A 22,574-nucleotide genomic window follows, 5' to 3' on the forward strand; every position below is an offset into this window, starting at 1 on the left:
CTTCATGAGGCTTTGCCCTGCCTGCGCTGCAGAGCGCGCCGATTTCGATACGCTGTGTCCTGTCTGCGGTCATCAAGTCCTGCGCAGGGACGGTATTCCGATCCTCGCCCCCGCCATGGCGAGCGACGGGGAGGGGTTCAACGCCGACCATTTCCACGATCTTTTTGCTCGCGAGGCTTCGAGCTTCTGGTTTCAGGGCCGTAATGATATTCTGTCTTGGGTCATCCAGCGTTTTTTAGATTCGCCTGAGCGTTTCCTGGAAATCGGCTGCGGCACCGGCTTTGTCCTGTCGCGCCTGAAGCACGATTTTCCATTGACGCAGTTCACCGGCAGCGAGCTGTTTGATCGAGGCCTGACGTTTGCGCGCCGGCGTGTTCCGGAAGTCGAGCTACTGCAGATTGACGCCCGCGCGCTGCCCTACACCACCGAGTTTAACGGTATCGGCGCGTTTGACGTGCTGGAACACATAGCTGAGGACGAGCGGGTACTGTCAGAAATCCACCGTGCTTTGCGTCCGGGCGGGCATGCCGTACTGTCCGTTCCACAGCATCCGTCTCTATGGAGCCTTGCCGATGACATTGCCTGCCACCAGCGGCGCTACAGGCGGGGCGAACTTGAGGAAAAACTGCGTCGCGCAGGGTTTATGGTAGTCATGTCGTCGTCTTTTGTGACGATCTTGCTACCGATGATGTTCGCGGTGCGGCGGTCCGGGCGAAACCGCCGCGCGCTTGAAAAGGACCCGGCGGCCGAGCATCGCATGCCAGCGCTTGTTTCCACTGCCCTGCGCGCGACGATGACCGCAGAACTGGCTCTTATGCGGCTCGGCGTCAGGTTTCCTGCAGGAGGGTCACGCCTCGTTGTGGCACGGAAGCCGCTATGAGCATATCGATGGGTTTTTCCGTAGCCGTCGCGCTTTTCCAGCTTACGGCGCTGTATCTGGGCGGTGCGGATGTGACCCTTTCCTTGGCGGGCGTCGTGATGGCGTTCAGTCTGGGAGTCATGGCAACCGGCGATGCTGTGCTTCGATGGGTGGATATGCCGATTAAGGCACATCTTCCCGCGGCGTTCGTTATTGGATATGGCATCGTTTCCGTGACGCTGTTCGTGCTTTCGCGAAGCATCGGACTATCGCCACTGACCGGCATCCTCCTTCTAGCTGTTCCAGCACTGCCCGCTCTAGTGCTATTCGCTCGAACAAACACCCTAGAGGATTTGACAGATCTCGGCTGGTTAGTCGTCATCGCGGCCTGTATCGGGGCGATCGCCTTGTCAGCAATATGCAGTCCTATTGCAATCCAAACCCGCGGAATCCTCACAAGCTGGTATGATTTTTTTCTGCACGGTATCAGCATTCAGGCTTTTGCAAGTTTTCAGGATCGTCCGTCGGATCCCGAAATGGTGGGCGCGACGCTGGTTGCTTATCATTACGCGCCCTTCCTGCCCCCAGCAGCGATCGTCGAAGCGACTCGGATCTCCGGATTGATGGCCGCAACCGCAAATCTTTTGCCCCTCGGCCTGCTGGTCGGTGCCTTGGGGCTTTATGCTCTGGTTACGCAGCTGGCGGATCGCTCGGCGGCAATCATCGCGCTCGCGCTTCTTGTGGTCGTGCCGGATCCAGCCGACTATATGCTGCGTTCAGGCTGGTTCGACGTGGCATGGCTACTGTTTGGCTCCCCAGGATCTGGCTACGGAATGGGCCTGTGTTTCATCGCCGCGAGCTGTCTCGCCGCCGCACTATCCGGAGTGGAGCATCGATGCCGTATCCTGCTGCTTTGCGCAGGGCTTGCGCTCATTGCCATCCTTGAGCGCGTACAGATGTTCATGCTGCTCGCACCGCCACTGTTCGCGGTATGGCTCTGGGCGGTTACGCCGCGTAGGCACCAACAAATTGCTTTAGCCGTCGCGGTGATCGCGCTCGCGCTGCCCGCCATCCTAATGCTGCTTCCCGACCTCCGGGCCGAATGGCTGGCATGGGCGCGGGTGCTCGAATACATGGATCTAGCGGTCACTTGGTCGGAGCATTACGGCCAGTGGGTCGCGCCATGGATCGGCACGGATTTTGCTGGTCGGGCTGCGCAACTGGTGCTGATTGTAGCGCTGAGCCTCGGAGTTTTTCTGCTGGCAGCGCCCGTGGCGGCTTTCGGGAAGCTGCGCCGGGTCGGCGCGGAGCCGATGGATTTGCTGCCCCCGATCACCTTGAGCATTTATGTCCTGTTGATCCTTTTCGCTCCCCCCGGAGGCAACGGTGACAGCAGCGAGTATAAGCATCGCCACTTCGTTGAGCTCTATTGGTTGTTTGTCGGGTTTACCGCCGCCTGGCTGACCAAAGCTCTACCGCCAAGAAGCGTTAGACCGTTAGCTGGACTATCAGCCATTGCAGCCGGGATGGTGTGCGGTCTGCTGACAGGTCGCCCCATCGACGCGCCGAACGTCGTCGCCATGCCCTGGGCGCGGGCATTCCACAGCCAGCAGGTTACAAAAGGGATACCGGAAGCTGCAATCTTCCTGGCCGCAGGGGCCAAGCCGAGTGATGTCCTGGCGGCGGATGCAGCGACCTCGCAGGAGCGAATCGGACCGCTGAGCGAACTAATGGGCCTTGTCGACGTACAAGCCTATCTCGCGCGTGGGGACCTCAAGGCTTTGCGCTCCAACTGCCACGCGGCGGCGGTCGCAGACCGCCTGAGCCTGCTTAAGCGTGTGGACGCGGCCAAGAACGCCGATGTAGCACTCGGACTCTTGTCGGAGGCGGGTATCAGATATTTTCTGCCACTTTCGGGTTTACCGCGCTGGGATGCTGCGGGTGCGCAAGCCGCATTCTTGACCGGCGCGGTTGCGGTCTATATCGTCCCGACGTCGGACAAAGCAGCCCTCGTCGAGACGGTATGTCCTTGACCATAGCGTGGAATCCGTAAGAGCAGCAAAGTGAAGGCAATGGTTCAGCAACAGGGTGATATTATCGCGTTCAACTGGCCCTACATGACAGGGCGGGAATTGCATTATATCGCTCAATGCCACGCCAACGGCCGCTTTGCCGGTGATGGGGCGTTCACGCGGCTCTGCCATCAATGGCTGCGCGAGCGTACGGGCGCACCCGGCGCATTGCTAACGCATTCGTGCACCGCGGCTTTGGAGATGGCGGCCATCCTTTTGAATCTGCAGCCGGGAGACGAGGTTATCATGCCGTCGTTCACGTTCGTTTCAACGGCGAACGCCTTTGTCTTGCGCGGGGCAGTGCCAGTGTTTGTCGATATCCGGCCGGACACACTTAATCTTGATGAAACCCAAATTGAGGCAGCGATCACATCTCGCACCCGTGCCATTGCACCCGTGCACTATGCGGGTATTGGCGCCGAGATGGACCAGATTAACGCCATCGCCGCAAAGCACGGCCTCGCCGTGGTTGAGGACGCGGCGCAAGGTGTCGCCTCCTTCTACCGTGGCCAACCCCTGGGCAGCCTGGGCACTTATGGCGCCTTCAGCTTCCACGAGACGAAGAACGTCATCTCGGGTGAAGGTGGAGCGTTGATCGTGAACGATCCCGCAAAGGTGCTCGAGGCTGAAATTGTCCGAGAAAAAGGGACAGATCGCAGCCGGTTCCTGCGCGGCGAGGTGGACAAATACACCTGGCGCCGTGTTGGATCGTCCTTTTTGCCCGGAGAGTTGATTGCGGCATTCCTGTGGGCGCAGTTGCAGGAGGCCGACAGCATCACTGCTACCCGACTCACCGCCTGGAACCGCTACTTTTCTCTGACAGAGACGCTTGAGGGGGCGGGACTTTTACGCCGCCCCTTTGTGCCTCCTCATTGCACGCATAACGCACATATGTTCTACATCCTGCTTGCCGACGGAATTGATCGCGGCGCGGTGTTGTCAGGACTCGCCGCCGCTGGCGTTAATGCGGTATTTCATTATGTACCGCTGCATTCCTCACCCGCCGGGCTCGGCCGTTATGACGGATCGCTTCCGGTTACGGATCATCTGCATGGACGGCTGATTCGCCTGCCCCTGTGGTGCGGCCTAACCGAGGCGCAGCAGCAACGTGTCGTGGAGACGCTGTCCGGCCTGCTGCATTCTGCTATGGTGCGGGCCGCAGGCTGAGAAGTATTGCCGCGCTGAGCTACTGGTCAACTCTTATGGCCTGCAGACTCCCAGCCCCCGAATTCAGGGTGGAATGAGGCTGCATATCTTGGCAGCTTATTTACCGCGCCTTCTTTGGCGGAACCTCCGCAGCGACGAAAAAGCCGTCCCATGGGTCCTTCCTAAGCGCGGAAAGGCGCGCGCCGATATTGCTCACTGTAAAGTGCATAGGGCCGATATCCGCAGTGAGTTCCGACCATTCGAGCGGCGCGGAAATGGCGGCACCCGGTCGGGCGCGCGTCGAATAGGCTGCAACCGCCGTATTGCCCCTGCCGTTGCGCAGATAATCGATGAAAATGCGGCCCTGACGTTTCGCCTTGGTGGCGACAGAGAGGTATTTCTCCGGTTCGGCCTTCGACATATCCGCCGCCATGGCTTTGGCGAAGGCCTTGACGGGCGCCCAGCCCGCCTGTGGTTTCAGTGGTGCGACCACATGCAGCCCCTTGCCGCCCGAGGTCTTGACGAAGGCGGCAAGTCCGGCCTCTTCAAAGCGCCGTTTCAATTCGTGCGCCGCCTCGATCACCGCGTCCCAAGCCACGTCCTCGCCGGGGTCGATATCCATGGTGATCATATCAGGCTTTTCCCAATTGGCGGTGGTGACGCCCCAAGGGTGGATTTCAAGCGCGGCGGATTGCACAAGCGCCATCATGCCGTCGAAATCGGTGATGCGGATCAGCGGTTCGCCGCCCTTGTCCTTGGGATCCTTGATCTGTTCGATTGCCTTGTTGATGCCGCGCCAGGCGTGTTTCTGGAAAAACCGTTGGCCCTCTATGCCCTCCGGGCAACGCAGCAGCGCAAGCGGCCGATTGACGACAAAGGGCGCCATGTGCCGCCAGACCTGCGCATAATAGTCCGCAAGCCCCTCCTTGGTCACGCCATCATCCGGCCAATAGAGCCGGTCGGGGTGGGTGAACTTGACCTTCGACTGCGGCGCATTGGTATCAGACACGGCTTTCTCCTCGCGTTCAATCTCGCCTGCCGGCTTGTCCTCGCGCAGGCCCCGGAAGGATGCGTGACGCAGATTGCCATCTCCCGACCATGCGCGAAACTCCACTTCCGCCACCAGTTCCGGCTCCACGAAATGGAGATCGCGGCGGGCAAGCGCTGTCAGCTTGTCGCGGAAGGGGCTGTCCTCGCGTTCCAGCGGCTTCAGACGAGAAAATATCATCTCCGCGACTTCGCCGGAATAACCGGTGCCGACACGGCCGACATGGCGCAGCTTGCCTTTTTCATAGACCCCGAGTGCCAGCGAACCGATGGCATGTTCCGAGGTCGAGGAGACGGTATAACCGCCAATGACAAATTCCTGCCGCATTGAACATTTGGACTTTACCCATTCGCCCTTACGACCGGAAACGTATTTGCTGCTCTTGACCTTGGAAATCACGCCTTCGAGGCTGAGCCGGCAGGCATGGTCCAACACCAGCGCGCCACTTTCCTCGAAATGCTGGCTATAGCGGAGATGGGGATCGCCGCCCGGCAACAGCTTTTCCAGCAACGCCTTTCGTTCGCTCAATGCCGCGCCGCGCAGGTCACTGCCGTCAAGATAGAGCAGATCGAAGGCATAAAAGACAAAACGGTCGTCGCGCCCTTCGCTCAGATCTTTCTGCAGGGCGGAGAAGTCAGAAGCGCCGCTATCGCGTTCGACAACGATTTCGCCGTCGATCAGAACGGTTTCCGCCGGCAGCGCCTTGAGTGCCGCCGTCACAGCGGTGCCGAATTTCTCCGCCCAGTCCAGCCCGCTACGGGTCAGCAGCTGAAGTTTACCTTGATCGACACGCGCCTGCAGCCGGTAACCGTCGAATTTGATTTCGTGCAGCCAGCGTGATCCCTCCGGCGGTTTCGGCTTCAGCGTGGCGAGTGCGGGCGGCACGAAGGATGGCAAGGCCTGTTTGCGTGCTCCTTTGGGCAGCGCATGCGCCTGTTTCTGGCCGGATGTCGATGCGGCGGCCTTTTTTGAGACCGGCTTGGAATTCCAGGTATCCTCCGGGTTTTTCGCGACCTCCTCGACGCTGCGGCCGGTCTTTACCGATTCCGGCCTTTCCCTGAGAATGTCAGCACCGCCTTTATGCCTTGCCTCCTCATCGTCACCCTTGATCAGCAGCCAGTTCTCCCGGCTTTCGCCGGGCTTTCCGTGCATGCGGATCAGATGCCAGCGGCCCTTCAGCTTTTCGCCCTCCAGCTCGAATTCCAGATGGCCCTTGCGATAACCCTTCCTGGCGTCACCAATCGGCTGCCAGCTGCCGCGATCCCAGACGATCACGGTGCCGCCGCCATATTGTCCCTTGGGGATGACGCCTTCAAAGTCGCCATAACTCAGCGGATGGTCTTCCACATGCACGGCAAGGCGCTTGTCTTCAGGATCGAGGCTCGGGCCGCGCGTCACCGCCCAGCTTTTCAGCACCCCATCCATTTCCAGGCGAAAATCATAATGCAGGCGGCGGGCATCGTGTTTCTGGATCACGAAGCTCGATCCCGGTTTTTCAGCCTTTGTACCCTTGGGCTCCGGCGTCTTGTCGAAACTGCGCTTGGCGTTATAGGTCTGCAACCCCATGGATCAGCTCGCTTTCCGCGAGGCCTTACGGCCTGCCGCCGTGGCCTTTTTCCCGCTGCCTGCTCCGGCACCGACACTGCGGCGCAGGGCCTCCTTGAGATCGATGATATTGTCCTCCTTGCGCTGAGGCGGTTTGGCGATTTCCCGGCCTTCGATCTTGGCTTTCACCAGTTCCGCCAGCGCATCATTATACCGGTCGCTATAGTCGGCCGGTTCGAATGTACCCGCCCTTTTTTCGATGATGTGGCCGGCAAGTTCCAGCATTTCATCATCGAATTCGATATCGGGGATCGACTTGAAGACGGATGTCTCCGAGCGAACCTCGTAGCTGAAATTCAGTGTGGTCGCGACAAGCGCCTTGCCACTCGGTCGGATCAGCAGAATACGGTTGCGGCGGAAAAGCACGGCTTCGCCGAGTGCTACGACATTCTCGTCGTCCATCGCCTTGGCAAGAAGCGTCAGCGCCTCTTCGCCACCCTCCCCGGTCGGCGCGAGATAATAGGACTTGTCGAAATAGAGCTTGTCGATCTCGTCACAGGGCAGAAAATGTTTGACGTGGATGACCTTGTCACTATCAGGCATCAGCTTTGCGATCTCGTCACCCTCAATGACGATGTGGTCGCCATTGTCGAGTTCATATCCCTTGACCTGATCGTCGCGAAGCACTGGCTCGCCCGTATCGCTATCGACATATTGCCGTTCAACGCGGTGGCCCGTCTTGCGGTTGACGATATTGAACGAAATCTTCTCCGCCGAGGTCATCGCGGAATAAAGGCCGATTTCACAGTTGAAATCGGCAAACGACAGATGCCCTTTCCAGCTCGCCCGACGGTTCATGATTGTCGCCCCTCGCCACCGTGACGGAATAAGGCTTCACCGGGCCGGCCACCGGCGAGAATTCGCTCGATCGCCGGTACATCCTCTTCTGCCAGAACCGGCACCGGATCGGAGGCCATGGCCTCCAGCACTTCCGGCGACAGCCCGCCATTGCGAATGACCCATTCCATGGCTTCGCGCGTCTGCCGTTCCGCTTTCAATTGCGCATAGAGCGCCAATATCAGCCGGTCGCGGACATCGAAGCTTTTCAGGCCTTTGTCTGAACGTTCTGACTGTTGTTTCATGTCGAAACCCTCAAAGCCCGCCCGGCGATGGCGGAAGCCGCCTCAGGCAATGCCCCTGCCGCCGGTCACGCCATAGACCTCGCCGTTGATGAAGCTTGCGTCCTGCGAGGCCAGCAGCACATAAACGGGCGCCAGTTCCACCGGCTGTCCCGGGCGGCCGAAATCGCTGTCCTTGCCGAAATTCTTCACCTTCTCATCCGGCTGGCCGCCGCTCGGCTGAAGAACCGTCCAGAACGGACCGGGCGCCACCGCATTGGCGCGCACGCCCTTTTCGATCAGCTGCTTTGCGAGGGCCTTGGTATAAGCGACGATACCGGCTTTGGTCGTGGCGTAATCGAGAAGGATGGCCGATGGTTCATAGGCCTGGATGGAGGCGGTGGTGATAACAGACGAACCCGGCTTCAGATAGGGAACAGCCGCCTGCGCAATCCAGTGCAACGCATAAAGATTGGTCTTCATGGTGCGGTCGAAATCATCGGTCGAGAGTTCTTCGATGTCTTCGCGATATTGCTGCCTTGCGGCGTTGACGACCAGAATATCCAGCCCGTTGAGATCGCTGACGGCTTTCTCGACCAGTTCGCGGCACCAAGCCTCATGGGTAATATCGCCAGGCAGTGCCACCGCCACGCGGCCTTCCGCCTCGATCAGCGCCACGACCTCCTCGGCGTCCGATTCTTCTTCCGGCAGATAGGATATCGCGACATCGGCCCCTTCCCGGGCAAAAGCGATAGCGACCGCGCGGCCGATGCCGGAATCGCCGCCGGTAATCAGCGCTTTCCGCCCGGCAAGCTTGCCAGCGCCCTTGTAGCTCTTTTCACCATGATCAGGGAAAGGCGTCATATTCGTCACCAGACCCGGCATTTCCTGGGTGGGGGTCGAAAACGGCGGGCGCGGATACTGGCTGCGCGGATCCTGTGGCTCGAGGCGGTCTGTCATCACGATATCTCCCATCGATAGAGGTCCATCCGTGGCGCGTCCATAACACGGGCATCATACCGCCCGGTCAGGCTGATCTTCGGTGCCCATGAGGCTACCGCAGCGTGGACGCACCACACGCAACCCTAACGATCTGCCTTCGCTCTCGTTCCATCGAATATGGGAAAGGAAGGGCGACGGCACCCTGCGCCGTCGCATCTTTCACTACACGGAGTGTTTCTTCCGCTTGGCGGTGCTTTCGGCAGGAGCCGGGGCCACATCCGGCTTTCCGAAAAGATAACCCTGCGCCTGGGCGCAACCCTCATCGACGACCATGCGGTATTGAGCGTCCGTTTCGATCCCTTCCGCCGTCACCGGCAGATCGAGGCTGCGGCCAAGGCCGATCACCGCGCGCACGATGGCGCGGGCATTGTCATCCTCGCTCATGGCGGCGATGAAGCTGCGGTCGATCTTTATCTTGTCGAAGGGGAAGCTCTGCAGGTTACTGAGTGAAGAATAGCCCGTGCCGAAATCATCCATGACGATGGCAACGCCGAGCGCCTTCAGCTGGTTGAGGATAACCAACGTCGCCTTGCGGTCTTTGAGAAGCGCTGCCTCGGTGATCTCCAGCTCCAGCCGGTTCGGCGAAAGCCCGGTCTGCATCAGGACGGTGCAGACCACATGGCCGAGATTGGCCAGCGAAAACTGCAAGGGCGAGACATTCACCGCGATCTTCAGATGTGGCGCCCAGGTGCTTGCCTGACGGCAGGCCTCGCGCAGCACCCATTCGCCGAGCGAGATGATGATCCCGCTCTCTTCCGCAATCGGAATGAAGACATCCGGCGGGACCACGCCCCTTGTCGGGTGCTGCCAGCGCACCAGCGCCTCGTAACCGACGACCTGACCGCATTCGACTGACAGGACCGGCTGATAGTTCAACAGCAGCTCGTCCCGGTTGATGGCAAGCCGCAAATCGGTTTCGAGCTGGCGGCGCTCGCGGGCTTCCTGGTCCATCAAGGGATCGTAGAAGGCAAGGATACCGCGCCCACCCATCTTTGCGCGGTAAAGCGCAAGATCGGCGGCATGCATGATACTTTCATGGTCCTGCCCGTCCCGCGGGAACACGGCAATGCCGATGCTGACGCCGACGGCGGTCGGGTCGCTGGCGACATTCATCTTCAGGCCGAACATGCCAAGGATCGTCTCGGCCAGCAGGCGCGCTTCGTCCGCCTTGGTATGCCGGGTCGTCAATATGACGAATTCATCGCCGCCAAGACGGGCGACCACATCGCCTGCCCTTGCACATTCATCGAGAATGGCGGCGACTTTTTTCAAGACGCGGTCGCCTTCGGCGTGGCCGAATATGTCGTTGACCGCCTTGAACCGGTCGAGATCGAGCGCCAGCAGCGCAAATTCGTCCTCTTCACCGCAATTGTCGATCTGCTGGTGAAGACGGGTCTGGAACATGGTGCGGTTGGAGAGGCCAGTCAGGACATCATGGCGCGCGAGATATTCGATTTCGCGCTGCGCTTCCCGCTTTTCCGTCAGGTCGCGAATGGCCATCACCTCGCAGGGGCGGCCGCGATATTCGATCGTGCGTACGCCGAGTTCGAAGACCTGCGCCTGCCCGCCCCGCTCGCGGATCGCCTCCACTGGCGCAGGACGCGGCAGATAGGTGGGCTGACCATCGATGGCCTTGAAAAGATCATCGGGGTTCTGTCCGACAAGCGTTGCTTCATCCCGGCCAAGAAGGCCGGCAAAACGGGTGTTCAGCTCCACGATCCGCCCGTCACGGACGACGGCAAGGCCGTCCAGCGTCGCATCCACCAGCCCCTTGAGATCGACAAGGTATCGATCCACCAGAGCGGCGACGGCGGTGGAGGAAAGGATCAGGAAGGTGACGCCGGAAATGGCGCAGATCATGATCAGCCTGGCGACATTGTCGGGATCAGGCCCGGAGACGGATGGATCCGGCGTGAGTACCGTGGCCGACATGGTGGTGAAATGCAGCGCGCAGATGCCGAAGATCGCCGCTCCGGCCGGCGCTGCGATGCGCTTCCATGAGCCTGGACGATGGAAAAGGAAAAAGGCCAGAACAAAAGCCACCCAAGCAACGGCAAAACCACCGAGAACCGGGCCCCACCGATAGCTGATCGTGGCCGCGACATCCATGCCCGCCATTCCGACGAAATGCATGACGGCAACCGACAGGGTGACCAGCGTTCCGACGATGACCGGCTTGTAAATGACCTGCGAGCGGGTCTTGAGCGCCAGCCAGAAACCGAGAACGGCCAGAAGGGCCGAAAGAGCCGTAAAAAAGAAGTCGTAACCAATCGGAACTGCGCCCTTATAGGCCAGCATGGCAACGAAATGGGTGGCCCAGACGCTCAGTCCCGCAGCAAAGGCCGCAACCAGCACCCAATAGGGTTTGCGACCCGCCGGACTTTCCTCCGCGCGCAACAGAAGGTGAAAAAAAGCAAACATGCCAAGCAAGCAGATAACAGCTGCAAGAAGAACGACCGCGTGGTCGTGCTGTATGGCAACGCATTCCAAAACCGTGAACATGATGCACTCTCCCAGCCTCTGAAGAACCGCCCACGGTGGCACTATGGGAGTGCTTTATTTATAAATCTCTAATGCAACTACTGATAATTGTATCAATATTTTTTCGCGCAGTAAAAAGTGTTCGGGCCAGCGTGCCAAGCTGTAACACTTTTGGCAAACCCGCCCGAAGAAAATGGTGGCCCGAGGCTTCACTTCCAGCTTCGATAATCGGCCGCGGTGCATCCGAAAGGCGCCGGGCCGTCGGAGAAACGTTCCTGCAGACGCGCACAACCCCACTCATTGAGTGCCGCCGGCAACATGTTGTTGATGTCCATTCCGGGTGAATTGAATTGCGACGGAGAGCTGGTGACATACCACAGCCAGTAACCGAAGACCGCGACAATGATGACGGCCAGGATGGCAATGAACGTTCCCAGTCTGCGCAGGAGACCCGGTCCTTTCTTTATCGCCGCGCCCTGGGCCGCGGCCCCCGCCTGTGTCTCATTGGCAAGCAGCGGGGCAAGCGAAGCGAGAGCCTCCGCCCTCTCCTGGTCCGTAAGGTCGATCCGCTCCAGCTGATCATCGATGAGAACCGGCAGCGCGCTGTTGCCATGCAGGACCGCCAGCGCCACATCGTGTTTGCCGGTGTGGCCGACGACAACGGGAATGCGCCCCCGCTCCAGATGGGAGAAGGATTGCCGCTTGGTCTTGTCGTCCCTCACTGTATCGGCATAGGTGACAAAAAGACGGCTGCGTTTTTCGGCCACCGCCGTCAGTGCAACCGGGATGACGGTCAAAGGTGCTGCATGCCGCAGCTGCAGGCGAACCCGTAGCACACGGATAAGCGTGAACAACATCGCGAGACTGCCGAAACCAAGCAGGGCAACGAACACGCCAAGCGTGATGATGCGGTTCCAGAGCATGTCGAGGCCCAGCGAAATGGTTGCGAGCTCCGGGTTCCTGGCGGAAATGACCAGTCCGGTTTCGTAGTCACCGGAATGAAAATCGACGAACATCACCTCGACGTCCTTCTTGTAGCTGACGCCGCCATGATCGTAGGAGAGATCCGCCTCACAGGTCGTGAAGATCGCCTTGCGTGTCTTGCAGCTGCCGCTGATATCGCCGTTTTCGATCTCCAGCGGGTCCTTGCTAATCTGATAATCGCGCAAAATGCCCGGCCCTTCGGCGACAAGCATAACGGCGAGGATCGCCACAAGCACCGGAATGGAAAAATAATAGACGCCCGGCACCGAAATGACGCCGCGCTTGAGGCTGAGCGGGCGTGAGGGAAGTTTTATCTGGGAAAGGTTCATGGTCATCAACGCATCTGCGAGAGAGTGGCGGGCGAAGCCTGCAGCTCGCACCCGGTGGAAGGAATGGTAAGAGCCGGGTCTAGTCCGATGGAGGCGTGGAGAAAACCCCAAAAATTCACGGAACAATCGCGATAATTGCGTTTTTGGGGCAAATACACGCGAACTCGTGGTTGGAGGTCCAAGCCAAAGAGCCGCTGTCACCCCCGAGCTGCCAGACAAACTGAAATAAAAAACGGGCGGTAAAACCGCCCGTCTTTTATTTCTGGGAAGCATTTGCCTGTCCCATTATTCCTTCGTCACGTTTTCCAGGCGGGTCGTCTGGCTTGGATGCCCGACATAATTCTTCACGCGCGCATTCAGCACGATCGGCTCGTATCGTTCGAAAAGCGGCAGGACTGCCGGTTTCTGCGCGACGAACATTTCCTGCATCTGCGTATAGATTTCTCCCCGCTTCTTGGCATCCGGCTCCAGCGAAGCCTTGGCCGTGAGCGCCGTCAGTTCCGGGATGTCCCAGGCAGAGCGCCAGACGAAATTGCCGGCATTGTTGGCGGCAAGCGAATTGTCGGGGTTGCTGGAAAACTGCTCCATCGATCCGAGCACATTGGGCATATAAGCGCCGGTCTGCGGGATGAGCAGATCGAAATCGCGGGCACGATGCGCTGCGATCACATCGGAGCCATTGCCCTGCTGAATATTGACCTTGATACCGATCTGACTGAGCGAGGCCTGTATGGCAGTGGCAAGGTCGATGCGCGGCGTCTGCGCAATCGTCTTCAGATTGAGCGTGAAGCCGTTTTCGTAACCGGCCTCCTTGAGGAGCTCCTTTGCCTTGGGAACATCAAGTTTCCAGTCCGGGCTCGGGATGGCATATTCAAAGTTCTCCGGCACCGGCACGGTCCGCGCCCGGCCGTAAGGACCCATGATGGTTTTCTCCATCCCCTTGTAATCGATACCATAGGCAATCGCTTCACGAACCTTCGGATTCGACAGGGGCTCCTTGCCGGCATTCATGGACAGGACGTAGAAACCGCCCGTCGGCACGCGCTGGATCTGAAAGCCTTCCTTATTGTTGAAGGTGGCGAGATCGGCCGCCGTCAGCGCGCTGGCGATGTCGATGTCACCACGGTCCAGCATCAGGCGCTCGACCTGGCTTTCCGGCACATGCCGCACGATGACGCGGCGCATTTTCGGGCTGCCAGCCACATAATCCTTGTTCGCCTCCAGAATGATGATCTCATTCGGCGCCCAGCGATTGAGCGTGAACGGCCCGGAGCCGGCGGAATTGGTTCTGAGCCATCCATTGCCCCAATCGCCATCGACTTCATGCGACTTGAGCTCCTTGCTATCAACGACGCTGGCGATGACCATGGCGAGGCGATAGAGCAGCAGTTCAGAGGTCGTCTCCCCCGAAAGGCCAATTCGTACCGTCTTTTCATCCGGGGCGGTTACCAGCTTGTCGACATTATCGGCGTTGTAGCCGACGCGCTTGAGGTTCGCGGCAGCCGCCTGGTTCATCTTCAACAGGCGGCTGAACGAATATACGACATCAGCCGACGTCACCGGGTTGCCGGAAGCAAATTTCGCTTCGCGCAGATGGAAGGTGATGCCCTTCTCGTCCGTCTCCCAACGCTCGGCGAGCTGCGGGGAAACCTTGCCCGAGCTGTCGACGGAAATCAGCCGGTCATAGAGATTGGCCATGATTTCGTTGGCTTTTGCTTCGGTGGCCTGATGCGGGTCGAGTGACAGCACCTGCGCCAGCGACGTTGCGACAATGAGCTGGTCGTTCGGTGTTTTGGCGAAAACTGGGGACGCCTGCATCAGCATCGCGCCCAAAGCCGTTGTGAATGCGAGACGGATCAAAGATTTTCTCATACCTGCTCCTCCTACAGATCGGTCATTCAAGATGGAAAAAGGCCGGCGGCACTGCAAAGCGCCGCCGGCCCGAAAAAGTCAGAGATGTTTGTTATCAAGCGCTTCGATCAGCGCTGCGATGTAGCCGTAACAAAAACCGAAAGCGACACCGACAGGATCGCGGCCGGCGATCGTCGGCACATGGTCGGGCATGATCATGTAGCGATAGCCGAGCTCGTGATAGAGTTTCAGCGAGCGCACCATATCCATATCGCCTTCATCGGGGAAAGTTTCCATGAAGGACAGCTTACCGCCGCTGATATTGCGGAAATGGACGTTGAAAATCTTGTCGCGGCTGCCGAACCAGCGGATGATGTCATCGATCTCCTCGCGTGGATTGTCGAGCATCTCGCCGATGGAGCCCTGGCAGAAATTCAGCCCATGATAGGGATTTTCGCGCATCTGCACGAACTTCTTCAGCCCCTCGACGGTGCCAAGCACACGGGTGACGCCCTTGTAGCCCGGCGGCGTGTAAGGATCATGCGGGTGGCAGGCGAGGCGCACCTTGTTGCTTGCGGCAACCGGCACGACGCGCTCCAGGAAATAGTCGATCCGTTCCCAGTTCTCGTCTTCGGACAGTATGCCGGCGAGACCCGGCGCCGCATCGTGGTCCGCCTTGTCCCAGCGCCATGCCTCATTGAGCGAGCCACCACGTCCGCGTTCCATCTCGGTGCGGGGAATGCCGATGAGGTTGAGGTTATATTTCGCCGCAGGGATACCGGCGCGGGCAATGCTTTCAATCATTGTGCAGACGGCGTCAATCTGCCGGTCGCGATCCGGCCCCGCCAGTAGGATATCCGGATATGATGCCTGTTCGATGGGACGGGACGGCAGCGGCAATTGCACCATGTCCAGAACGAGGCCGAAGCTTTCTACCTTGTCGCGCAGACGCTCGAAGTCATCCAGAACCCAGCTAGCGGGTTTTCCGGGCGGGTCAGCGCTTATGTTTTTGACGCCAAGCTGCGCCCAAACCTTGAAATCCTCATCATCGCGCGCAGCAACCTGTGTGCCGACATACATCGATTCTCTCCTCTCTCCATGCAAGTCATCATATGACATCGCATGAAATAAGATGAGTGTCGAGATGCTATTGCGCTTCTGAGAGCAACCTGTATCGCCGCTGGCTTGCGAGCATATGTTCACGCATGGCTTTTCGTGCCGCCTCGGGGTCCTGCTCTACGATGGCCCGCAGGATAGCTTCATGCTCTGCCTGCACCTTACGCAGATAATTCGCATTGCCGGTTTCCGGCAGCGTCGGAAATTGCCCGCGCGGAATAGAGCGGGAACCGAACTGGCGAAGAGCCTCAAGATAAAAGCGGTTATTCGTGGCAATCGCGATGGCGGAATGGAACTCGTAGTCGGCATCGACAGTGGTTTCACAGGCGTCGATGGCGCGGGCCATTTTCCTATGCGCCGCAGAGATTGCAGCCTCTTGCTGGGCCGTCCGGCGATAAGCGGCGATCGCTGCTGCTTCGCCTTCCGTCGCAAGCCGGAATTCCAGCATTTCCAGCGTTTCGGCAATCGTGCCGACTTCCGATTGCGTTAGCTTCACACCGGTCCATTCACTGGCACTACTAACGAAAACACCCTTGCCCTGGATGGGAACGACATAACCCGCAGACCGAAGATCGGCGATCGCCTCTCGAACCACCGTCCGGCTCACGCCATAGGTCCGTTCAAGCTGCGGTTCAGTGGGCAACTGGTCACCATTTTTCAGTTTTCCACTGCGAATTTCTGCGCTGAGATTATCGATGATCTGTTGTGCCCGCCTCTCCCGCGGCCTCGCCTTATCGCCAATCATGCCACTCTTCCCTCTTGCAGAATACGAATCCCTTCGTTACTCATATGATGACATGGCAGCACGTCATATGTTTTCATGTTAGCTCAGGGAGGAGTTGGGATGAAGTACCATCAAGAGTTTTTGCAGTGGAGAATTGCGCGTCTGCGGCGAGCGGCGTTTGCGTTTTCCGTCACTGAGGGTCTTCCTGCAGGAAAGTGCGGTCAGCAATGACGGAAATTTCCCTGCGTGGGCTCGGGCATCGTTTCCTGCAACTGCTCGTCAGCCTCTTCATTCTGCTCTGCATCACCTTCATCATCGGCCGCGTCATGCCGACCGATCCGGTCGGCGCGATCGTCGGCGAGCTTGCCGATCCCAAAGCCTATGAGGCCATGAGGACGCGGCTTGGTCTCGATCTGCCGCTCTACCAGCAGTTCTTCATTTATCTGCGTGGCCTGCTCCATGGCGATTTCGGCATTGCGATCCTGACCGGGAACCCGGTGACCCGCGATCTGGCACAGGCCTTCCCGGCCACCTTCGAGCTCGCCACGCTCGCCATCATCATATCCACCATCATCGGCGTTCCGCTCGGCCTTGCAGCCGCCCTCTTCCGGGATACGTTCATCGACAAGTTCGCGCGTGTCTTTGCGCTGGTCGGACATTCGATACCGGTCTTCTGGTTCGGCATCGTCGGCCTGGTGATTTTCTACGCCAACTTCAATCTCGTCGGCGGACCCGGTCGCGTCGATGTCTTCTACGAGGGTCTCGTCGAGCCGAAAACGGGGCTGATGCTTGTCGACAGCCTGCTTGCGGGCGAGACGGAAATCTTCTGGAACGCGCTGTCGCACATCATCCTGCCTGCCATCATTCTGGCCTATATGGCAATGGCCTATATTACCCGCATGACCCGCGCTTTCACGCTTGAACAGCTCAGCCAGGACTATGTGATCGCGGCAAGGGCCAAGGGCGTCAGCCCGGCGCGAACGATAACCCGGCATGTGCTTCCCAACATCGCCGTGCAGCTGATTACCGTTCTCGCAATCTCCTATGGCAACCTGCTGGAAGGCGCCGTCGTCACCGAGATCGTCTTTTCCTGGCCTGGTATCGGCCAATATATGACGAACGCGCTGCTCATCGGTGACATGAATGCCATCCTTGCGGCCACAATCGTCATCGGCTTCATCTTCATGCTGCTCAATTTCCTTGCCGATCTGGCCTATACAACGCTCGATCCGCGGACACGGGAGGTCGCACGATGACCGACATCACCCACACCAATCCCGTTCCTCGCCGCAGCGCCCTCTCCCGCCTGTCAACCACCACGGGGCGCACGCTGCGCAAGCTCGCCGACGAGCCGCTTGGCATGTTCGGCTTCGCGATTCTCGCCATTCTGGTTCTGGTCGCCATTTTTGCGCCGCTGATCGCCCCCTATGACCCGGCCAGCCAGGTTCTCGAAAACGCGCTTCAGCCTCCGAGCTGGGCGCATCTGGCCGGCACCGACGAATTCGGGCGTGATATTTTCAGCCGGCTCGTTTATGGCACCCGCATCACCATCCAGACCGTGCTGTCGGTCTCGATCATCGTCGGTCCGATCGGCCTTGCCATCGGCGTCATGGCCGGTTTCTTCGGCGGGCGCACCGATGCGATCCTGATGCGTGCCACCGATATCGTGCTGTCCTTCCCGTCACTCGTTCTGGCCCTTGCCTTTGCGGCCGCCATGGGTGCCGGTCTCGGAACCGCGATCATCGCCATCTCGCTGACGGCCTGGCCGCCGATTGCGCGCCTTGCCCGCGCGGAAGCCCTGGTCGTTCGCAATACCGATTACGTCGCCGCCGCCCGTCTTTATGGCGCCTCGCCGCTGCGCATCCTGTTTTTATACATTGCACCCATGTGCATTCCCTCCGTCATCGTGCGACTGACGCTGAACATGGCCGGCATCATCCTGACCGCCGCTTCGCTCGGCTTCCTCGGTCTCGGCGCGCAACCGCCGCTGCCAGAATGGGGCGCGATGATCTCGAGCGGCCGCAAATTCATGCTCGACTACTGGTGGGTCGCCGTCATGCCCGGCATCGCCATCCTGCTGACGAGCCTTGCCTTCAACATCGCCGGCGATACGCTGCGCGACCTCCTGGATCCGCGCCATGCCCGCTCCTGATAGCTCTCCCATCCTCTCGGTCCGCAACCTCAATGTCCGGTTCGGCCGTAACGCCATTCCGGCCGTCTCCAATGTCAGTTTCGACGTCGGCCGCGAAAGGGTCGGCATCGTCGGTGAGTCCGGCTCAGGCAAATCAACGACCGGCCGGGCCGCCATGCGGCTTCTGCCAAAAAGCGCCACGGTGACTGCCGAGCGCATGGATTTCCTGTCTGAACCACTACTCGAAAAATCCGAGCGTCAGATGGGCGCTGTCCGTGGCAGTGAGATGGCGCTGATCATGCAGGATCCGCGTTACTCGCTGAACCCGGTGCTGCCGATCGGAAAACAGGTCGCGGAGGCGGCAGAACTGCATCTGGCGCTTAAAGGTGCGGCGGCCAGAGACGCTGCACGCAACATGCTGCTGCGCGTCCGCATCAGTGACCCCGACCGGGTGATGGGGCTCTACCCGCATCAGATTTCGGGCGGTATGGGGCAGCGCGTCATGATCGCCATGATGCTGCTGGCAAAACCGAAGCTTGTCATCGCCGACGAGCCGACCTCGGCTCTCGATGTCAGCGTGCGCAAGGATGTCTTGCTGCTGCTGGACGAGATGGTGCGCGAGAACGATGCCGGCCTGATCCTCATCAGCCACGACATCCGCATGGTCGCAGCCTTCTGCGAGCGCGTTCTGGTCATGTATGGCGGGCGCGTGGTGGAGACGCTGACGAAGCTTGAAGAGGCGCAGCATCCCTATACGCGCGGCCTCATCGCGGCGATGCCCGATCCCCGCAATCCCGTCCGGCGCCTCAAGGTGCTGGACCGTCAGGCAATCGACGCGGAGGTGCTGCGATGATCACGGTGGACAAGCTTGATGTCGTCTACGGCGCGAAGGAACACCAAAACCACGTCGTGCGCGGCGTCAGCCTAAAGGTCAATAAAGGCGAAACACTCGGCATCGTCGGCGAAAGCGGTTGCGGGAAGTCGACTTTGCTGCGCTCATTGGCGGGGCTGGAAGCCGGCTGGACCGGATCGATCAGCTTCGACGGCAAGCCGGTCGGCAAGCTGCGCAGCCGCGACGAGCTGAAACTGGCGCAAATGGTATTCCAGGATCCCTACGGTTCGCTGCATCCGCGTCATCGCATCGGCCGGGCGCTGGCCGAGCCGATCCGCGCCATGGGTCTCGGCGACGGCTGGTCGAAAGTGCCCGCTGCCCTCCAGCAGGTCGGCCTGCCCGCACATTTCGCCGAACGGTTTCCGCACGAACTCTCGGGCGGCCAGCGCCAGCGCGTGGCAATCGCCCGCGCATTGATCCTTGAGCCGCCGATCCTGCTGCTCGACGAACCGACATCGGCACTCGACGTCTCCATTCAGGCGGAAGTCCTGAACCTGCTCGCCGACCAGCGCGAAGAACGCGACCTGACCTTCGTTCTCGTCAGCCACGATCTCGCGGTCATCGCCCATATGTGCGACCGGGTTCTCGTGATGCAGAACGGAAATTTTGTCGATGAGTTGACCAAGGCGGACCTTGAAGCTGGCGTGACCCATGCGCCCTACTCTGCTGAGTTGTTCGAGAGCAGCTTCCTGTGAAAGCAGCAGAGGCGATGCGGCCTCAGGAGGCCGCACGCATCCCGATCAGTTCGGCTGGTCTCCATTCTCCCTAAGGATTCGACGATCATTATTTCTGCCGAAACGCAGGCGGCATAGAGCATGATACCAGGTCGTAGTCGGGCAAAAACGGCAGAGGTCATGCGTTCAGCATTTGTTCTAGCTTCATAAGTGAGTCTTTGCTAATCATCGCAACAACGATGCGACCGGTGGACCGACACCGCCGTGGCAATTTCTGAGGCGACCCTCATGGATGCCTGAATATTGGGGAATGCGAGGATGGCGATTGCCTATCTGGACAAGTTGAACGAGCAGCAACGCAAGGCGGTGGAATACGGCGTCGGCCTGGCAGCTGGAGAGACGGCCGGTCCGCTCTTGATAATTGCGGGCGCCGGTTCCGGTAAGACCAACACGCTCGCCCACCGCGTCGCCCATCTGATCGTGAATGGCGCCGATCCCCGCCGCATCCTGCTGATGACGTTTTCGCGACGGGCTGCCTCCGAAATGTCACGGCGTGTCGAGCGGATCTGCAAGCAGGTTATCGGGGCAAATTCGGCAATCATGACCGATGCCCTGGCGTGGTCCGGCACGTTTCACGGCATTGGTGCACGCCTGTTGCGCATCTACGCCGAGCAGATCGGGCTCAATATCGATTTCACTATCCACGACCGCGAAGACAGCGCCGACCTGATGAACCTTGTCCGGCACGAACTCGGTTTCTCCAAAACAGAAAGCCGCTTTCCGACGAAGGGGACATGCCTTGCGATCTATTCGCGCGTCGTGAATTCCCAGACGCCGTTAAAAGACATCCTCCGCCAGCATTATCCATGGGTCTCCGACTGGGAAAGCGAACTGAGGGAGCTGTTTGCAGCCTATGTCGAGGCCAAGCAGATCCAGAACGTGCTCGATTACGACGATCTCCTGCTCTACTGGGCGCAGATGGTCAGCGATCCCATTCTGGCTGATGATATTGGCAACCGTTTCGACCATGTAATGGTGGATGAATATCAGGATACCAACCGGCTGCAGGCATCCGTGCTGATGGCGATGAAACCCGGTGGCCGCGGCCTGACCGTGGTGGGCGACGACGCGCAGTCGATCTATTCCTTCCGGGCCGCGACGGTGCGCAACATCCTCGATTTTCCGGCATGTTTCAGCCCGGCGGCCGATATCATCACGCTGGATCGCAACTATCGTTCGACGCAACCGATTCTGGCCGCCGCCAATGGCGTCATCGATCTGGCGCGGGAACGTTTTACCAAGAACCTGTGGACCGAGCGGCAGTCTCTCGAGCGACCTAAGCTCGTGACGGTGAAGGATGAAACCGAACAGGCGAATTTCATCATCGACCAGATCCTCGCCAATCGCGAAACCGGCACGACGCTGAAACAGCAGGCCGTGCTGTTCCGCACCTCCAGCCATAGCGGCCCGCTCGAGGTCGAGCTCACCCGCCGCAATATCCCCTTCGTCAAATTCGGCGGCCTGAAATTCCTCGACAGTGCCCATGTGAAAGACATGCTGGCCTTGCTGCGTTTCGCACAGAACCCGCGCGACCGCGTCGCCGGTTTCCGGCTGCTACAGATGCTGCCCGGCATCGGGCCAAAGAAAGCCGGCAATATCCTCGATACGATCGCCCCGGACCCGGAGCCGCTGCTTGCCCTTGCCGAAATTCCACCGCCGCCGAAAACCGGTGACGACTGGACGGCTTTCACACAATTGCTGCTGGGCCTGAGGCGGAGCCAAAACGGCTGGCCAGGCGAAATCGGCCTGGCACGCCTGTGGTACGAGCCCCATCTCGAACGTATCCATGAGGATGCCGACACCCGCAAGGCCGATCTGCAGCAACTCGAGCAAATCGCCGGCGGCTATCCTTCACGCGAGCGTTTTCTGACCGAGCTGACACTTGACCCGCCCGACGCCACCAGCGACCAGGCCGGCGTGCCGCTTCTGGACGAGGATTATCTCAGCCTCTCGACCATCCATTCGGCCAAGGGCCAGGAATGGCGGTCCGTCTTCATCCTGAACGTGGTCGATGGCTGCATACCCTCCGACCTCGGGGTCGGCACCAGCCAGGAACTGGAGGAAGAACGCCGCCTGCTTTACGTCGCCATGACTCGCGCCAAGGACAACCTGTCGCTGATCACCCCGCAACGCTTCTTCACCGGTGGCCAGAACCAGCAGGGCGACCGTCATGTTTATGCCGCAAGAACCCGCTTCATACCGGCGACATTGCTGCAATTCTTCGAGACGGCAACGTGGCCGTTGGTTTCAGCCGCTGCTTCGGAACGCAGCGCGCAGCAGATTCGGATCGATGTGGGTGCGCGCATGCGCGCCATGTGGAAATAAACTTCAGTCGATCGCCTTCCCCTTTTAGCGCCGAAGTCATGATGACCTCTGAATAAGGTGGCTCTGGACTTGGTTTTTCCATTGGTCGGCAAGGTCGCCGCATGCATGCGGCCCAAGAATTGCTGAAAAACTAGGTAACGCTCCGAAATGCGCTGCTGGCAACCCGTAATCTGCTTCGCCAGTGCCGAGTAACTGAACTATAATTAGCCGCACTATT

Annotated in this window: 17 protein-coding genes; 8 read left to right on the forward strand and 9 right to left on the reverse strand. The window is 59.6% G+C overall.

The annotated features are described in order from the left end of the window. Positions 1-4 precede the first annotated feature (4 nt). The 3 genes from CFBP5499_RS15980 to rffA are packed head-to-tail and all read left to right on the forward strand — an operon-like array spanning position 5 to position 4,098. Positions 5-880: a class I SAM-dependent methyltransferase gene (locus tag CFBP5499_RS15980; protein WP_080829910.1), complete on the forward strand. Its 876-nt coding sequence runs from the start codon at positions 5-7 to the stop codon at positions 878-880. After that, positions 877-2,892, forward strand: a complete 2,016-nt coding sequence (locus tag CFBP5499_RS15985; RefSeq protein WP_080829909.1) for a hypothetical protein — start codon at positions 877-879, stop codon at positions 2,890-2,892. The genes CFBP5499_RS15980 and CFBP5499_RS15985 overlap by 4 nt, the downstream gene beginning before the upstream one ends. Positions 2,893-2,931: 39 nt before the next feature. Next, positions 2,932-4,098: a dTDP-4-amino-4,6-dideoxygalactose transaminase gene (rffA, locus tag CFBP5499_RS15990; RefSeq protein WP_080829908.1), complete on the forward strand. Its 1,167-nt coding sequence runs from the start codon at positions 2,932-2,934 to the stop codon at positions 4,096-4,098. A 100-nt stretch (positions 4,099-4,198) separates the two neighbouring features. Here the strand turns inward: rffA and ligD are convergent, their stop codons facing one another. The 9 genes from ligD to CFBP5499_RS16035 all read right to left on the reverse strand — a co-directional run bounded on the left by ligD (position 4,199) and on the right by CFBP5499_RS16035 (position 16,296). After that, positions 4,199-6,691 carry a DNA ligase D gene (ligD, locus tag CFBP5499_RS15995; RefSeq protein ID WP_080829907.1) on the reverse strand — a complete coding sequence of 831 codons (2,493 nt, stop codon included), beginning with the start codon at positions 6,689-6,691 and terminating at the stop codon, positions 4,199-4,201. Positions 6,692-6,694: 3 nt separating this feature from the next. Next, positions 6,695-7,528 (reverse strand): Ku protein, encoded by an 834-nt coding sequence (locus CFBP5499_RS16000; RefSeq protein WP_080829906.1) that lies wholly within the window; start codon positions 7,526-7,528, stop codon positions 6,695-6,697. Further along, entirely contained in the window at positions 7,525-7,812 is a 288-nt protein-coding gene (locus tag CFBP5499_RS16005; RefSeq protein ID WP_080829905.1) for a hypothetical protein, read from the reverse strand. Before CFBP5499_RS16005 ends, CFBP5499_RS16000 begins: the two co-directional genes overlap by 4 nt. Before the next feature lie 42 nt (positions 7,813-7,854). Continuing rightward, on the reverse strand, positions 7,855-8,748 hold the full coding sequence (locus CFBP5499_RS16010; RefSeq protein WP_080829904.1) for an SDR family oxidoreductase: 894 nt from the start codon (positions 8,746-8,748) through the stop codon (positions 7,855-7,857). Positions 8,749-8,952: 204 nt separating this feature from the next. Continuing rightward, entirely contained in the window at positions 8,953-11,292 is a 2,340-nt protein-coding gene (locus tag CFBP5499_RS16015) for a bifunctional diguanylate cyclase/phosphodiesterase (RefSeq protein WP_080829903.1), read from the reverse strand. Positions 11,293-11,480: 188 nt separating this feature from the next. Further along, complete coding sequence (locus tag CFBP5499_RS16020) at positions 11,481-12,584, reverse strand: hypothetical protein (protein WP_130932585.1); 1,104 nt, start codon at positions 12,582-12,584, stop codon at positions 11,481-11,483. A 285-nt stretch (positions 12,585-12,869) separates the two neighbouring features. Beyond that, the gene (locus tag CFBP5499_RS16025; protein ID WP_371507033.1) at positions 12,870-14,408 is read right to left on the reverse strand and encodes an ABC transporter substrate-binding protein; all 1,539 of its coding nucleotides are present in this window, start codon (positions 14,406-14,408) and stop codon (positions 12,870-12,872) included. A 126-nt stretch (positions 14,409-14,534) separates the two neighbouring features. After that, a complete protein-coding gene (locus CFBP5499_RS16030) occupies positions 14,535-15,515 on the reverse strand; it encodes a mannonate dehydratase (protein ID WP_080829901.1) in 981 nt (326 codons plus the stop codon). Between the two features lie 67 nt (positions 15,516-15,582). Next, positions 15,583-16,296: a FadR/GntR family transcriptional regulator gene (locus tag CFBP5499_RS16035; RefSeq protein ID WP_080829900.1), complete on the reverse strand. Its 714-nt coding sequence runs from the start codon at positions 16,294-16,296 to the stop codon at positions 15,583-15,585. A 206-nt stretch (positions 16,297-16,502) separates the two neighbouring features. Between CFBP5499_RS16035 and CFBP5499_RS16040 the strand changes: the two genes are divergently transcribed. The 5 genes from CFBP5499_RS16040 (at position 16,503) to CFBP5499_RS16060 (ending at position 22,357) form a co-directional block, all read left to right on the forward strand. After that, positions 16,503-17,531 carry an ABC transporter permease gene (locus tag CFBP5499_RS16040; RefSeq protein ID WP_080829899.1) on the forward strand — a complete coding sequence of 343 codons (1,029 nt, stop codon included), beginning with the start codon at positions 16,503-16,505 and terminating at the stop codon, positions 17,529-17,531. Continuing rightward, positions 17,528-18,427 carry an ABC transporter permease gene (locus CFBP5499_RS16045; protein ID WP_080829898.1) on the forward strand — a complete coding sequence of 300 codons (900 nt, stop codon included), beginning with the start codon at positions 17,528-17,530 and terminating at the stop codon, positions 18,425-18,427. Before CFBP5499_RS16040 ends, CFBP5499_RS16045 begins: the two co-directional genes overlap by 4 nt. Further along, positions 18,414-19,259, forward strand: coding sequence for an ABC transporter ATP-binding protein (locus CFBP5499_RS16050; RefSeq protein ID WP_080829897.1), 846 nt, complete (start codon positions 18,414-18,416; stop codon positions 19,257-19,259). The genes CFBP5499_RS16045 and CFBP5499_RS16050 overlap by 14 nt, the downstream gene beginning before the upstream one ends. Beyond that, positions 19,256-19,993, forward strand: a complete 738-nt coding sequence (locus tag CFBP5499_RS16055) for an ABC transporter ATP-binding protein (protein WP_080829896.1) — start codon at positions 19,256-19,258, stop codon at positions 19,991-19,993. The genes CFBP5499_RS16050 and CFBP5499_RS16055 overlap by 4 nt, the downstream gene beginning before the upstream one ends. Before the next feature lie 297 nt (positions 19,994-20,290). Next, the gene (locus CFBP5499_RS16060) at positions 20,291-22,357 is read left to right on the forward strand and encodes an ATP-dependent helicase (protein WP_080829895.1); all 2,067 of its coding nucleotides are present in this window, start codon (positions 20,291-20,293) and stop codon (positions 22,355-22,357) included. Positions 22,358-22,574 lie beyond the last annotated feature (217 nt).

Source organism: Agrobacterium tumefaciens, from assembly GCF_005221325.1.
Lineage (GTDB): Bacteria > Pseudomonadota > Alphaproteobacteria > Rhizobiales > Rhizobiaceae > Agrobacterium.